The 15,538-nt window shown below is 52.4% G+C and carries 12 protein-coding genes; 10 read left to right on the top strand and 2 right to left on the bottom strand.

Going from position 1 to position 15,538, the window contains the following annotated elements:
• Positions 1 to 37: 37 nt before the first annotated feature.
• Positions 38 to 1,291: an HlyC/CorC family transporter gene (locus AADEFJLK_RS08110; RefSeq protein WP_232463657.1), complete on the bottom strand. Its 1,254-nt coding sequence runs from the start codon at positions 1,289 to 1,291 to the stop codon at positions 38 to 40.
• 243 nt (positions 1,292 to 1,534) lie between these two features.
• Between AADEFJLK_RS08110 and rpsF the strand changes: the two genes are divergently transcribed.
• From rpsF to AADEFJLK_RS08060, 10 genes are all read left to right on the top strand, one after another.
• Positions 1,535 to 1,975, top strand: coding sequence for a 30S ribosomal protein S6 (gene rpsF, locus AADEFJLK_RS08105; RefSeq protein WP_088620149.1), 441 nt, complete (start codon positions 1,535 to 1,537; stop codon positions 1,973 to 1,975).
• Between the two features lie 28 nt (positions 1,976 to 2,003).
• Positions 2,004 to 2,228, top strand: coding sequence for a 30S ribosomal protein S18 (gene rpsR, locus AADEFJLK_RS08100; RefSeq protein ID WP_088620150.1), 225 nt, complete (start codon positions 2,004 to 2,006; stop codon positions 2,226 to 2,228).
• Positions 2,229 to 2,288: 60 nt separating this feature from the next.
• On the top strand, positions 2,289 to 3,158 hold the full coding sequence (locus tag AADEFJLK_RS08095) for a DUF2232 domain-containing protein (RefSeq protein WP_249028003.1): 870 nt from the start codon (positions 2,289 to 2,291) through the stop codon (positions 3,156 to 3,158).
• Between the two features lie 37 nt (positions 3,159 to 3,195).
• The gene (gene rplI, locus AADEFJLK_RS08090) at positions 3,196 to 3,645 is read left to right on the top strand and encodes a 50S ribosomal protein L9 (protein ID WP_088620152.1); all 450 of its coding nucleotides are present in this window, start codon (positions 3,196 to 3,198) and stop codon (positions 3,643 to 3,645) included.
• A 134-nt stretch (positions 3,646 to 3,779) separates the two neighbouring features.
• Positions 3,780 to 5,060 carry a lipid IV(A) 3-deoxy-D-manno-octulosonic acid transferase gene (gene waaA, locus AADEFJLK_RS08085; protein ID WP_103973907.1) on the top strand — a complete coding sequence of 427 codons (1,281 nt, stop codon included), beginning with the start codon at positions 3,780 to 3,782 and terminating at the stop codon, positions 5,058 to 5,060.
• Positions 5,061 to 5,192: 132 nt separating this feature from the next.
• Entirely contained in the window at positions 5,193 to 6,575 is a 1,383-nt protein-coding gene (locus AADEFJLK_RS08080; RefSeq protein WP_249028002.1) for an MFS transporter, read from the top strand.
• Positions 6,576 to 6,664: 89 nt separating this feature from the next.
• On the top strand, positions 6,665 to 7,264 hold the full coding sequence (locus AADEFJLK_RS08075) for a GNAT family N-acetyltransferase (protein ID WP_103974157.1): 600 nt from the start codon (positions 6,665 to 6,667) through the stop codon (positions 7,262 to 7,264).
• The gene (locus AADEFJLK_RS08070; protein ID WP_103973905.1) at positions 7,254 to 8,129 is read left to right on the top strand and encodes a carbon-nitrogen hydrolase family protein; all 876 of its coding nucleotides are present in this window, start codon (positions 7,254 to 7,256) and stop codon (positions 8,127 to 8,129) included. Before AADEFJLK_RS08075 ends, AADEFJLK_RS08070 begins: the two co-directional genes overlap by 11 nt.
• Positions 8,130 to 8,441: 312 nt before the next feature.
• Positions 8,442 to 11,288: a hypothetical protein gene (locus AADEFJLK_RS08065; RefSeq protein ID WP_103973904.1), complete on the top strand. Its 2,847-nt coding sequence runs from the start codon at positions 8,442 to 8,444 to the stop codon at positions 11,286 to 11,288.
• Between the two features lie 214 nt (positions 11,289 to 11,502).
• Entirely contained in the window at positions 11,503 to 13,206 is a 1,704-nt protein-coding gene (locus AADEFJLK_RS08060; protein ID WP_103973903.1) for a hypothetical protein, read from the top strand.
• A gap of 126 nt (positions 13,207 to 13,332) precedes the next feature.
• Here the strand turns inward: AADEFJLK_RS08060 and uvrD are convergent, their stop codons facing one another.
• Positions 13,333 to 15,510: a DNA helicase II gene (gene uvrD, locus AADEFJLK_RS08055; protein ID WP_103973902.1), complete on the bottom strand. Its 2,178-nt coding sequence runs from the start codon at positions 15,508 to 15,510 to the stop codon at positions 13,333 to 13,335.
• Between the last annotated feature and the right edge of the window lie 28 nt (positions 15,511 to 15,538).

Here is a 15,538-nt window from a genome sequence, read left to right as displayed (position 1 = left end):
ACTATTAAACAGTGAATTTTCCACTTTGTGCCGACTATTATTTTCTAGGCAAAAATTTCACCAATTTGACCGTGTTTTTATTGCGTTTTATCACCTCCAATTGGTAACCGTGCAGGTCGATACTGGTGCCGGGTTCAGGGATAGTCTCCATCACCTCAATAATCAGGCCATTTAAGGTTTTCGGGCCTTCGGTCGGTAACGCCCATTGGGTGACGCGGTTGAGCTCCCTGATGGTGATACCGGCATCGACCAGATAACTGCCGTCATGCTGCGGTTGGGCGGCGGCCACCTCATCGGTGATCAGTTCGCCGACGATTTCCTGCAACAGGTCATCTAACGTCACCAGGCCTTGGACATCGCCATATTCGTCAACCACCAAACCAATGCGGATTTTTTCTTTCTTAAAATTCAGCATCTGGGTATGCACAGGCGTGTTTTCCGGGATAAAAACCGGTTGACTGAGCAAATTAATGATAGTTTGCTTGTCAAAATACGGCTGGTTAACCTCAATCAGGACTTTGCGCAGGTGTAAGAAGCCGATGATGCGGTCAATGCTTTTTTTATACACCGCCAGTTGGGTGTGCGGGCTGTCTTTGATTTGGCCGACAATTTCTTCTAACGGATCTTCAAGGTCAATGCCGACAATTTCGTTGCGCGGGGTCATGATGTCTTCAACCGTTGCCGATTCCAAATCCAAAATGCCTAAGAGCATTTTTTGGTAACGCGGCGGCATCAGGCTTTCGGCCTCGGTGATGATGCTTTTCAGTTCGTCACGGTTAAGCGAGTCGGGGGTGTTTTTGTTGACATCAACCCCAACCATCCGCAGCAGCAAGTTGACAAAGATATTGACGAACCAGACTACCGGGTAGAGTATTTTTAATAAGGGCTCGTAAATCCACGCGGCCGGAAAGGCCAACAGTTCCGGTTTTATCGCCGCTAAGGTTTTGGGTGTCACTTCGGAAAAAATCAGCATGACCAGCGTCAAAACCCCCGCACCAATGGCGATGCTGGATTCTTCTTGGGGAAATAGCCGGATAGCTAAAATGGTGGTGATGGAGGCGGCAAAGGTGTTGACGAAATTATTGCAGAGTAAAATCAGGCCGATCAGGCGGTCAGGACGCTTAAGCAATTGGTGGGTTTTTATTGCGCCCGGATGCTTAAGTTTGACCAAATGCCTTAAACGGTAACGGTTAAGGGTCATTAAGGACGTTTCCGAACCTGAAAAGAAAGCGGACAGGATCAGCATGAGGAGAAGTACGCCTAACAGCATACTAAGGGGCATTTCGTTCAAAGAAGGTTCTCTTAGGTTACTAAAACTGTTTTAGTTTCTACTATGCAGATTTTTTGTCAAGCACCAATATCCACAACAGCCCTATTGTTTTCGGTTTTTGCCAACTTATCTTTCAATGGTATAGATAATGCTTTGTTGATAAGGGAAAAAACTTTATAATGGGCAGTTCAACGGAGCCGTTCGCTCCTCCTTGCTTTACCCTTAGGTAATCTTAAGGGAAGGCTTTACCCGAAAGGAAAACTAATGCGACATTATGAAATTATCTTTTTAGTCCATCCTGACCAAAGTGCGCAAGTGCCCGCAATGGTCGAACGTTATAAAGCGACCATTGAAGGCGCTAACGGGACTATCCACCGTTTGGAAGATTGGGGCCGCAGACATTTGGCGTATCCTATCAAAAAAATCCACAAAGCCCATTATGTCCTGATGAATGTCGAGTGCGACCAGCCGACGCTGGACGAACTGGAAAGCGGCTTCCGTTTTAACGATGCCATTTTGCGTAGCATGACCCTGTTGCAAAAACATGCGGTCACTTCGCCTTCTCCGATTGCCATCGCCACTGCCGAAGGCAACAAACAGGCCGAATCTAAAGCGAAAGAAGCCGCTGCGAAAGAAGCTTTGGCCCTGGCTGACGATTTGGACGACGACGAAGAGTTCGATGCCAACGAAAGCATTTCTGAATAAACATTAACTATTTTAGTAGAGACGTATTATGGCTCGTAACATCAGACGCAAAAAATTCTGCCGCTTCTCCGAAGAAGGCGCCCAAATCGACTATAAAGACCTGGACTTGTTAAGCGATTACATTACCGAAACAGGCAAAATTGTCCCTAGCCGCATCACCGGCACCACGGCCAAATATCAACGGGAACTGTGTGTCGCCATTAAACGCGCACGCTTTATCGCCTTGTTGCCGTTCTGCGACGCACACAAATAACCGGATTGGCGGGCGATGAACTTTCTGGCGGCTTACATTATGCGGGGCAGGGTACAAGCCATGGCTGTGGCCTCGTCCTTAGCGTTGTTGTCGCTGTTGTTCCCGCCCGTGAGTATCGTAAGCTCAGCTTCGGTGGCGTTAGTCACGTTGCGGCGGGGTGCGACCGAAGGCCTGTATGTGCTGGGTTGCTCCAGTTTGGTTGCCGGGCTATTGGGCTGGGGCTTGTTTGGCGATTTCCAATTCGCCTTGCTCTATGTGCTGGCGCTCTGGCTGCCCGTCTGGCTGATCGGCATTATCCTGCGCGAAGGCCGCCAGTTATCGGTGGCGGTGGAAATCGCCGTCCTGCTGGGGGCTTTGGCGGTGGCGGGCTGTTATGTATTCAATCCTGACATCTCGGCGACTTGGTTGACGGTGTTCGGGCGCATGATGGATCCTGCCAACTTGCCGCCTGATGCACCTATTGCCGACTTTAAGCACACCGCCGCCATCATCTCCCATTACATGACAGGCATCGTGGCGACGGGTTCGGTTTTTAGCCTGTTGTTCGGCTTGTTTTTGGGGCGTTGGTGGCAAGCCAACCTGTACAATCCGGGCGGTTTTAAGACCGAATACCTGGCATTGCGGATGCCGACCCGTTTTGCGGCGGCCAGCTTACTGGTCATTGCGGCGGCACAAGCGTCATCCGGCGTACTGTCGGAAGCGGCTTGGAATATTTCCGTCCTGCTGCTCGTCCTGTACGGCATCGTCGGCACGGCCGTACTGCACGCCCTGTTTGCAGGCATGAAACTGGCACGTTTTACCGTACCCATGCTCTATATCACCTTGTTCCTGATACCCCATGCCATTTTATTGGCGGCGGTGGTCGGCTTGGCTGATGCGTGGCTGAACTTACGCAAACATCAATCTAAACACACTACGCCAAAAGCGTAAATCATGGGGCCACCCCCCACACACGAGGTATTATAAGATGGAAGTCATTCTTCTTGAGAAAGTAGCGAACCTGGGTAATCTGGGCGATAAAGTCACCATTAAAGCGGGTTACGGCAGAAATTATCTGATCCCACAAGGCAAAGCCACCCCTGCGACCACCAACAAAATCGCCGAATTTGAAGGCCGCCGCGCCGAGTTGGAAAAAGCCGCCGCCGAAAAATTGCTGGCCGCCCAAGCCCGCGCCGCCGCACTGGGCAAGCTGGAAATCGTCATTGCCCACAAAGCCGGCGACGAAGGCCGTCTGTTCGGTTCTATCGGCACCCACAACATTGCCGAAGCCATTACCGCGCAAGGCATTGTGGTCGGCAAGCATGAAGTGCGTTTGCCACACGGTACGATCCGCCACATCGGCGAGTTTGATATTGATGTGTCAGTCCACACTGATGTCGTCGTCACCATGACGATTAAAATCGTCGCCGAAGCGTAAAATCCGGCTAGGGCAGGGCGTGGTCACGCAAGTGCATCGCCCTGTCTGGCCAATAGCTTCTGGGTATAGGGGCTTTAACGCCATAAGAGCGGTCTTGTCCAAGGGTTATCCCATTTATTGAGCTAGCTGCGGTTATGCGTATCCTTTATACCTGCCTGTTTTATCTGCTGTTGCCCGCTATTTTGTTGCGCTTGGCGTGGCGGGGCATTAAAGCCCCCGCTTACCGCGAGCGTTGGCAGGAACGGCTGGCGTTCTACCGCCACCGCTATCCCCATCCGGTCATTTGGCTGCACGCGGTTTCGGTCGGTGAGACCGAGGCTTTGCTGCCGCTGGTCAAACGCTTACTGAGCGAGTATCCGCAAGAACATCTGCTAATCACCACCACCACCCCGACCGGCTCGGCACGGGTTAAAGCCGCTCTGCAAGATCGGGTCAGCCATGTTTATTTGCCTTATGATTTGCCGGATGTCTTGCACCGCTTTACACGCTGTTTCCAGCCTAAGCTGGCGGTCATCATGGAAACCGAAATCTGGCCCAATCTCTTTGCCCACTGCGGGCAACAAGGCATCCCCTTATACTTGGTCAACGCCCGTTTATCGGAACGTTCGGCGCGGGCTTACCGACGTGTGCCGTCTTTAATCCGCCCGACGCTGGCGCATATCACCTGTATTGCCAGCCAATCCGCCGAAGACAGCACCCGTTTTCTTGCCATTGGTGCGACTTGCCCGGTGCGGACGCTCGGTAATGTGAAATTCGATACCGAAATTGCCGCCGACCTGCGCAGCCAAGGCCAACACTTAAAAATCCGCTTATTTGCCGATCGCTTTGTCTGGTTACTGGCAAGCAGCCATCAGGGTGAAGAGGCCCTAGTCTTGCCGCTGTATCGGCAACTCAAGCAACATTTGCCCGAACTGCTGTTGCTGATCGCCCCGCGCCACCCCGAACGCTTTAGCGAGATCGGGCCGCTGTGCCAACAACAGGGGTTGACGTGGCTAAGCCGCACATCCGGCCAAGCTTGCAGCGCCGCTACCGATGTGTATGTCGTTGATACCTTAGGCGAGCTGAAACTGTTTTATGCGGCGGCGGATGTCGCCCTAGTCGGCGGTAGCCTTGTTCCCGTCGGTGGGCATAATGTCTTGGAAGCCGCCGCCGTGGGCGTGCCCGTGCTGTTTGGCCCGTATATGGCAAACTTTAAAGCCGTTGCCAAGGGTATCTTGGCGCATAATGCCGCCGTGCAATGCCAAACCGTTGCCGATATTGGTGCGGCCATTTTGGCGGTCTACAACCGCCCTGACTATAAAGATGCCCTAATCGCCCAAGCTCTGGCCTTTGTCCAAGCTAACCAAGGGGCGACCGGGCGGTTGTTCGGCTTACTGGCTGACGAATTGGCGCAAACCCCCAGTGTAGCCGAATAAGCAGCGGCTCCAGTAATGCCGATAGTCCTAATCGCCGCCCATCAAGGCTTGCCCAAGGCCACTATAGCCCCTATCATGTGCGGATATAATCAGCGCCGCAGCCCTTCCCTGTTTGCCTAGGAGACCCAAGTCTTGAATACCGTACAAGATATAACCAGCCCCATGACCGCCTCAGAACGCTATGCGACATTCTCGCTAGCGGGTATTTACGCCCTGCGGATGCTCGGCTTGTTTATGATCTTGCCCGTATTGTCCTTGTTCGCCCAACAGTTGGAAGGCACCACCCCCGCCTTGCTCGGCTTGGCGATGAGCATTTACGGCTTGCCGCAAGTCTTGCTACAAATCCCGTTCGGTTTGCTGTCCGACCGTATAGGCCGGAAAAAAGTGATTGTGTTCGGCTTGCTGCTGTTCTTGATCGGCAGCGTTATCGCCGCCCTGTCCAGCACCATCCAAGGCGTATTAGTGGGCCGTGCCTTCCAAGGTGCGGGGGCGATTTCCTCGGCGGTCATGGCGCTGGTCGCCGACCTCACCCAAGAAGTCCACCGCACTAAGGCGATGGCGACTATCGGCATCAGCATCGGCCTGTCGTTCGGCGTAGGCATTGTCGTAGGGCCTATCATCGCCCATTTTGGCGGTGTCCAAACCGTGTTTTGGGCAACCGCCGCCCTGACCGTGCTGGCGATGCTGACACTGATTTGGGTCGTGCCTAACCCCAACCGCCTAAAACTGCACCGTGATGCCGAATTCGTCCCCGCGCAAATGTTCCAAGCTTTAAAAAATCCCGATTTATTGCGTTTGGATTACGGCATTTTCATCCTGCACATGATTTTAATGGCGATATTTGTCGTTATCCCCACCGATATGCGCAACGTCGGCCTCGCCGCCGGACACGAATGGCAGGTCTACCTGCCCGTGTTCGTCTTATCGATGGGCTTGGTCGTGCCGTTTATCATCTTGGCGGAAAAAAAGCGTAAAATGAAAGCGGTGTTTTTAGGGGCGATTAGCGTCATTTTGCTGGCCGAACTGGGTTTGTCGCAAACGGCGGGGAGCTTGCCCGCCATTATCGCTTGCTTAGGGCTGTTTTTCTGCGGCTTTAACTTATTGGAAGCGACTTTACCGTCGTTAGTATCAAAAACCGCCCCCGCCGATTTAAAAGGCACGGCGATGGGCGCGTATTCCAGTTGCCAATTTATGGGGCTGTTCATCGGCGGCTTGGTGGGCGGTTGGTTTAAAGGCGCTTATGGCGAAACGGCGGTGTTCCTGTTCTGCGCCGCCGCCGCGCTGAGTTGGCTGTTAGTCGCCTTGCGGATGACCCCGCCGCGTTACCTCGCCAATATGCTGATTAGCTTAGACGGCTTGGACGCAGCCAAAGCCAGCGACTTAGCCGCCGCCATGCTAGCCGTCAGCGGCGTGGCGGAAGTGACCTTAAGCGTTGATGACGGCGTGGCGTATTTAAAAGTGGATAGCCAGCTATTGGATAAAACGGCATTGCAAGCGGTAGTGGCGGGGGCATAAGGCCGCCTTCCGCCCTCAAAATCCCAACACAAACCACGCAAATCCCCGCCAATTCGGCTAAAATGCCCGTTTTGCTTAGGAGGATGGCAATGGCCCCCAAGATCCATATTCAACGCTACAGCGGAGCGGCGTTAATCCCTTTTATCCCCGATTTGGCGCGGTTGCGCATTGAAGTGTTCCGCGATTTCCCGTATCTGTACGACGGCACCTTGGACTATGAACAAAAATACCTGCAAACCTATATCAATAACCCGTCCAGCGTTATTGTCTTAGCGTTGAATGGCGAGAAAGTGGTCGGCGCGTCTACCGCCCTGCCGATGCGCGACGAAACGCCGGAACTCCAGCGGCCTTTTTTAGACAACGGTTACGATTTAACCGAGGTGTTTTATTGCAGCGAATCGGTGCTGGACAAAAACTATCGCGGCCTAGGCATTGGTGTGCGGTTTTTTGAAGAGCGCGAAGCCCATGCCGACTATTTGGGTGGCTTTAAGCATATCACTTTCTGCTGTGTCGAACGCCCTGCCGACCATCCGCGCCGCACCGCCAATTATGTGCCGCTGGATAATTTCTGGAACAAACGCGGCTATGTCAAACACCCCGAACTGCATACCAGCTATCTGTGGAAAGACTTGGACGATGCCGAGGAAACCGCCAAACCCATGACTTTTTGGTTGAAACATGAACGTTAAAATCGCCACCGCCCAATACGACATCAGCTTTCTTGCCGACTGGCAAGCCTATCAGGACAAAAGCCGCCGCTGGGTAGCGGATGCCGCCGAACAGGGGGCAAAAATCCTGCTGTTCCCTGAATATGCCAGCATGGAACTGGCCTCCCTGTTCGGAGAGGCGGTCTATCAGTCGCTGAGCAAGCAATTGGAGGCCATGCAGACCCTGCACGACGCTTTTCTGGCACTGTTTAAGGCGTTGGCGCAACAGTACGGTTGCCTGATCCAAGCCGGGACGTTTCCGGTCAAACAAGCGTCCGGCGAATACCGTAACCGCGCCTATTTGTTTTTTGCCGACGGCAGCATCGACTATCAGGATAAGCTGATGATGACGCGCTTTGAAAACGAGCATTGGTTCATCAACAGCGGCACCGAACTGAAAGTGTTCGCCAGCCCTTATGGCAAATTGGCGGTTAATATCTGCTACGACAGCGAGTTTCCGATCTTAGCACGGCAACAGGCCGAAGCGGGCGCGGAATTGATTTTAGTGCCCAGTTGCACCGACACCTTAGCGGGGTATCATCGGGTTAAAATCGGTTGCCAAGCCCGCGCTTTAGAGAACCAGTGCTATGTCGTGCAGTCCTGCTTAGTCGGTCTAGCGCCGTGGTCGGAAGCCGTCGATATTAATATCGGCGCATCCGCCATATACACCCCGGTCGATAGGGGCTTCCCCGATAACGGGGTCTTGGCGGTAGGCGAGCTGAACGCCGTGCAATGGGTGTTCGCCGAGGTGTCTTTAGGTGGCGGAATCGCGACGGTCAGGGAGCAGGGGCAGGTGTTTAATTATCGGGATTGGCCTTTGCAGTATCGGGCGGCAATGGTCGGGTAGAAAAGGCGGTTGAGGTTGTCCGTTAAGGTAGGCTTGCGGCTATCCAATTGTTTTTGTTGTTTTTAGTCGCTTGCCTAAGCGGCACAGGCCAGGTAAATGGCTAAGCCAAATTGACGGCTTGCGAAACCGCGTGTAATAATCTTAAAAAGTTGTATCCCGCTTGCTAAAACTGAGCCTTAAAACCAGCCACTTTGGGCGGTTGCGGTAAGCGCGGTACGGTTAAGCAAAGCAGCGGCAGACTACCCGGCTTAAAGCGTTGAGTTCCGGGTAGTGCGCAAACATCCCAGCCATCTTATGCCTTGGAGCGAATTCATGTCTTCAGTTATCCCTATCTTAACCGTCGCTGACGCGTTGGTGTTTGCCAAAACGTCAACCAGCCCCTTCATTGTGCAGGACAGTAGCGCCAATATTGGGGCTAATGCGGATGCGTTGGTAAAACTGGCGGGGCAATTGCTTGAAATTGATGATACCGATACCAACGGCATCACCACTAATGCCGCCGACTTTCTCGCCTTAGCCCCGAAAATACCCTGGTATCACAAGACTTATTTCAATATTCAAGACAACAGCCAAGCCATTAATTCGGCACTTGCGGCACCTTTGTATTACAACATCAATAGCCTGATCTTACCGGATAACTCGGTCATCGCATTTTCTCACGCCAAAGGTGGCGGCATGATAGTCATTCGCGCAAATCAAGCCGCTAAATTGGTGGCAGAAGGCGTAAATATAAACGTAAACGTTTTCGATAGCAGCGCCAATATCACAGCCAATGCAGATGGCTTGGCAAAATTGCTTGCTATGAGCAATTCGCATTTTGGCGCGATTTATAGCACTGACGGTGCGACTATCTATACTACCGCCACCGATTTTATCGCGTTAGCTACGCACCGAATCTTCAACCAATCTAGCACCGGCTCTTCCGTAGTGCTTTTAAACATCAAGGACACGGTAGCAGCAATCAATGCCACAGTATTTACAGCTAATTTTAGCGTCATCAATAGCTTAATCTTACCAGATGGTACTGTTATCCCATCCAATTTATCCGCAACATATCTTGGACAAGTTTATCCTTACTCCGCATCAATGGATTTAACGGCACAATCCGCTGTAAGCCTAGCCCACGAAGGCATTACCTCTTTGCCGATCACCGTTTCGGACAGCAGCGTCAATATTTCCGCCAATGCCGATGTGCTGGCGGCTTTAGGCTCACAACTTATTGAGATATTGGATAGCGATACGGATGGTTTGACAACGACTGCCGCCACATATTCTGCTTTAGTAGGCAAAACGTTCGTTGAAGGAGCATCTTATGCTTATCGTATGGAATATTTCAACATCAAGGATACGCCGCAAAACATTAATGCCTTTGCCGCCACGCTAAACCAACAGGGTACATTCAGCAGCTTGATTTTACCGGATGGCAGTGTACTGCACGCCATGAACGTGCCATTTTCTTTCCCCATTGCCCCGGCGTTTTTCGATGCCGCTGATGCCATCAAACTGTATCAGGAAGGTATCACCGCGCTGTCTGTCGCGGTTTATGACAGTAGTGCCAATATTAGTGCCAATGCCGATGCGCTGGTGCAAATAGGTGGGCAACTTGTCAAACTCGAAGCAACTGATACTAACGGTATTACCGCCAATGTCGCTGACTTTCTTGCCTTAGCACCCAAGATCGATGCCTATTTTAACATCGAAGATTCGGTACAGGCCATTAATGCCCATGCCGCCGATTTGCTTGCGTTTAGCTATCAAATCAACAGCCTGACTTTGCCTGATGGCAGCGTTTATCAAGGTGACAATCAAAATAGCGATCACGCCTTGTATTTTAATGCGGCGGATACCGTCAAATTAGTTCAGGAGGGCATAAAGCTACCAATCAATGTAATAGACAGTGCCGACAATATTTCCGCTAACGCTAATACTTTAGCAAAAATGGGGGCGCAGTTGGTTTCAGTTGTCGTTTCTGACATCTTCCAGCCCATTACCGTCAATGCTGCCGATTTTATTGTGTTGGCACCGAAAAATGCGGGCTTCAATGTCTATTTCAGCATCAAAGACTCGGTTGCCAACATTAACGCCCATGCCGCGAAAATGGCCGCCCATGTCAGCCAAGTTGATAGCCTAATCCTATCTGATGGGGTCGTTATTGAATCTTCGCATTTTTTCCCGCCGCTAGGCTGGCCGACTACAGAAATGGATGCCCAAAATGCGGCCAAATTAACCCAAGAAGGCATTACTGCCATATCGGTGGATGTACAAGATTTCAGCTCCAATATCTCTGTTAATGCCCACGCGCTAGCGCAATTAGGCAAGCACTTGGTCTCTCTTAATGTTATCTATGATGAGACCCCCATTACCATCAATACCGCCGACTTTTTCGCATTAGTTCCTAAGGCATTGATCGATAGCTCTAATACCCTTTATGTCACCATCAACGACACGGCCCAACATATCGCCGCCAGCCTTAACCAACTGCAAACGCTGGAGGGGCAAATCGACGGCATCACCTTCACCGACAGCGGCACACCCACCTTAGCCATTACCGCCAAGCAATACACCCATGACTCGGCGACGTTAGCCAAGCTCAGCACCGCTTACCACTTGAGCCTCAACGGCGAAACCGCCGCCCATGTCGCCCAAGCTGCGGCTGACAGCCACGTCACCGCCATTGCCGTCACCGACACCGCCGCTCATGTCTATGCCAAGCTCAATGATCTGGCCAGCCATGCGGACAAGCTGTCCGGCATTACCCTGACCGATGCCGGAACGCCGACCCTGACACTGAATGGCCTGCAAGCCGCCCATAGTATGGCCGTGCTGGATGCCATAAGCTCACCTTATCTGCTATCAATCAAGGCTTCCGCTAATGCCATTAACAATTTAGACTTAAGCGGGGTGCAGAACGCCCAGATAGAACTGGAGCCGACCTTATTGAAAATCCCGCTAGTGGTTAACACCCATATCAACAGCCTTAACCTGTCGCTGATAGACCTCAGCGGCGATACAATTAACGAAACAGCTTATGGCCCATCCGGTGTGGAGCTGGATATTATCCATAACGGCGCAACCGTCGGGCAGCTTTTCTTCGCCCATAATACCAGTGCCGATTTGCAGTTGCTTGGGGTAGACCCTACCATTATTCATGTGTTGTAAGGGATATAGGGCGGGCAAGCCGGGTTGACGGCTTGCAAACCTTGTGTAATCATTTTGACGATTTTTATCATGCTTGCTGAACCCGCCAACTAGAGGGGAGGCAAGTGCGGTAACGGTTAAGTTAAGCAAAGCAGCGGTATATTACCCGGCCTAAAGCGTTGGCGTGCGGTAGTGTGCAAACATCCCAGCCACCTTACGCCTTGGAGCGAAATTTATGCCGTCACAATCCCCTGTTTTAACTGTCGCCGCCGCGTTGGCGTTTGCCAAAACCTCGACCAGCCCTTTCCTTGTGCAGGACAGTAGCACCAATATTTCCGCCAATGCGGATGCGTTGGCCAAAATGGGTGCACAACTGACTCATCTAACCGCTACCGATAATAACGCCATTACTGCCAATGTCGACGACTATCTAGCCTTAGCCCCCAAAGGCACTTACCTAGGCTTCAACATCAAAGATACTGTGCGGGCGATTAACAGCCATGCCGCAGATTTGGTTGCTGGTTATCAAGTCAGTGGCTTGACCCTACCCGACGGGAAAGTGTTTCAAATCACATTGGGAGGAACCGAAGTCCTACACGCATTAACGTTTGGCATAGAGGATGTGATAACGTTAGCTCAGGAAGGCATCACTGTGCCGCTTGGCGTTTATGAAAATGCCGCTGTCATTTCCGCCAATGCGACAACCCTAGCCAAACTAGGGAAGCAACTGGCTTCCGTATTCATTACAGACTATAGCCCCATTGAGACCGATGTCGCTAGTTTTCTTGTTCTAGGGCCTAAAATTACTAGTGGCGTTTATTCCAATTTCAACATTAAAGACAGTGCGGCGGCGATTAATGCCCATGCCGCTAAAATAAGCGCCAATATTGCCGAAGTAAATGAGCTAATCTTGTCAGATGGCACGGTCATTTCCCAAGTCTCTGGCAGGGAGTTTTTTCCATTAGAACATATTATGGTGTTATCTTCTATAGGGGAGGCGACCCAATTGGCCAAAGAAGGCATCACCGCCCTACCGGTCGGCGTGGTGGAATCAATTAGCACTTTTGCCGCCGATGCTGCGGCTATGGTTAGTTTGGGTAAGCACTTGGTTGCGGTATGGCTTTCTGACTTTGGTAACATTACTATCAATGCCACCGACTTTTTGGTACTGGCTCCTAAGCTACAGCCGCCTTTTTCCTTTGTCACACAGTTCGTCATCAATGACACAGCCCAACATATCGTTGCCAGCCTTAACAAGCTACAAGGGCTGACTGGGCAAATTGACAGCATCACGCTCACCGACAGCGGCACAGCCACCGTAGCCATTACCGCCAAGCAATACGCCCATGACGCGGCGACGTTAGCCAAAATCAGCACCGCCTATCACTTAAGTCTCAGCGGCGAAACTGCCGCCCATGTCGCCCAAGCTGCGGCTGACAGCCACGTCACCGCCATTGCCGTCACTGACACCGCCGCGCATGTCTATGCCAAGCTAAATGATCTGGCCAGCCATGCGGACAAGTTGTCCGGCATTACCCTGACCGATGCCGGAACGCCGACCCTGACCCTAAGCGGCTTGCAAGCCGCCCATAGCATGGCCGTGCTGGATACCATAAGTTCGCCTTATCTGCTATCCATCAAAGCCGCCGCCAATGTCATTAACGGTTTGGACTTAAGCGGGGTGCAGAACGCCCAGATAGAACTGGAGCCGACCTTATTGAAAATCCCGCTGGTGGTTAACGCCCACATCAGCGGCCTTAACTTGTCATTGATAGACTTAAGCGGCGATAGCATTAATGAAAAAGCCTACGGCCCTTCCGGTGTGGAGTTGGATATTGTCCATAACGGTGCTGTCACCCAACAGCTTTTCTTCGCCCATAACACCAGCGCCGATTTACAGTTAATCGGTGTAGACCCTGGCATTGTCCATGTTCTGTAAGCGGTAAAACAGGGCTGTGTTTGGCAAAACGCTTTATTTATCAGTTAGGCCATAGCTTTGGAGCTGCTTTACCAGTAGGGTTATGGCTTATTGAACGTTTTGGGTTAACGGGTTTTAGCGGGGGATTTATTTAACCAACTCCAACTTAGCATAACTCAACATCAACCACTTAACCCCCTCGGCAAATTTAACCTGCACCCGCTCATGCTTACCTTCGCCCTCACTTTGCAAAATCCGCCCGACCCCAAACTTTTCATGGCGCACGGTTTGCCCAGCCTGAAAATGGTTGCTTTCAGTCAATAAAGCCGGTTTGGCGGCGATGTTGACGGTCGTCACCGGGCGGGTGATTTGCGCCCGCAGCCGCACTTCTTGGATAGTGTCAGCAGGGATTTCGCGCAAGAACCGGGACGGTTTCGGGTAGCTTTCGCGGCCATAGAGCTGCCGGGATTCGCTGTAGGTGATATAAAGCTGTTCCATGGCGCGGGTGATGCCGACATAACACAAGCGCCGCTCTTCTTCTAAGCGGGCAATGTCGTCGACGGATTGTTGCGAGGGGAACAGGCCTTCTTCCAGCCCGACCAGAAACACCAGCTTAAATTCCAAGCCTTTGGCGGAATGCAGCGTCATCAATTGCACGCAGTCGTCGAAATCCTCGGCCTGCATGTCGCCGGACTCTAAGGCCGCGTGGGCCAAAAACCGATCTAAGGGGCTAAAATTATCCTCATCGGCGGGCAGTACCGCCAAGTCAAAATGGCGGGCGGCGTTGACCAGCTCATCCAAGTTCTCGACTTTTTCCTCGCCTTTATTGGCGGTATCCTTGGCATAATAATCCCGCAAGCCACTTTTTTCCAAAACCACTTTGACCTTTTCATGCAGCGGCAAGGCTTCGGCCTGTTCGGCGAGTTTTTTAATCAGCATTAAAAACCCGCTCAGGGCATTGGCGGCACGCGCCGCCTGTTGCCCGCTTTGTAGCAAGGCAATCGCCGCCGCCCACAGCGATTGGTTATCGCTACGCGCCAGGGCGCGGATGTCGTCTAAGGCTTTCGCGCCGATGCCCCGCGTGGGGGTGTTGATAATCCGCTCGAACGAGGCATCGTCATGGCGGTTGGCGAGCAGGCGCAAGTACGCCAAGGCGGTTTTGATTTCGGCGCGGTCGAAAAAGCGCAGGCCGCCATAGACCCGGTAGGGGATGGCGGCTTGCATCAGGCGTTCTTCAAATTGCCGGGATTGGGCGTTGGAGCGGTATAATATGGCGCAACCGTTGCGGGCATTACCCGCTTCCGCCCAAGCGCGGATACGTTCGACGACAAAATACGCCTCGTCCTGTTCGTTAAAGGCGGTGTATAACAGGATAGGTTCGCCGCGCCCGGCTTCCGTCCATAGCTCTTTGCCCATGCGCCCGTTGTTATTGGCGATAATCTTATTGGCGGCGCTGAGGATGTTGCCTGTGGAGCGGTAATTTTGTTCCAGTTTAATGACTTCGTGGTCGGGGTAATGCTGCTGGAAGCCGTAAATGTTTTCAATTTTCGCACCGCGCCAGCCGTAAATGGATTGGTCGTCGTCGCCGACCACAAACAGATTATTGCTCTCTTGGGTCAACAGGCGCAGCCACGCGTATTGAATGGTGTTGGTGTCTTGAAACTCATCAACGTGGACTTGCTGGAAGCGTTGCTGATAATGTGCCAAAATAGCGGGGTTATCGCGCCATAATTCATGGACGCGCAACAACAGTTCGGCAAAATCGACCAAGCCGGAGCGGTCGCACAGCTCTTCGTAAGCGCGGTAAATCCGCAGCATGGTGCGTTGGTACACGTCCCCGGTCTCTAAACCATGGCGGGCGCGGATACCCTCGTCTTTTTGGGCGTTGATATGCCATTGCACTTGTTTGGCGGGCCATTTGGCCTCGTCATAATTTAATGCGGCCAGCACCCGTTTAATGACCCGCAATTGGTCGGCGCTGTCCATCACCTGAAAGGTGTCGGGCAATTTGGCATCGGCGGCATGGCGGCGCAACAGGCGGTGGGCTATGCCATGGAAGGTGCCTATCCACATGCTGTGTGCCGAGACATTGAGCAGGGTTTCGATACGGCTGCGCATTTCCCGCGCCGCCTTGTTGGTGAACGTCACCGCCAAGATGCTTTGCGGCGACAGGCCTTCCACTTCAATCTGCCAGGCAATGCGGTGGACTAGCACACGGGTTTTGCCGCTACCCGCGCCCGCCAAAATTAGCATGGCCTTGGAAGGGGCAGTGACGGCTTGGCGTTGCGCGTCATTTAAGGGGTCGATGATTGTCGTTACGTCCATAATAAATTTATATCGCTTGCAGAATTTT

The sequence above is a fragment of the Methylovulum psychrotolerans genome, assembly GCF_002923755.1.
GTDB lineage: Bacteria > Pseudomonadota > Gammaproteobacteria > Methylococcales > Methylomonadaceae > Methylovulum > Methylovulum psychrotolerans.
This window is presented reverse-complemented; position numbering and strand designations above follow the sequence as displayed.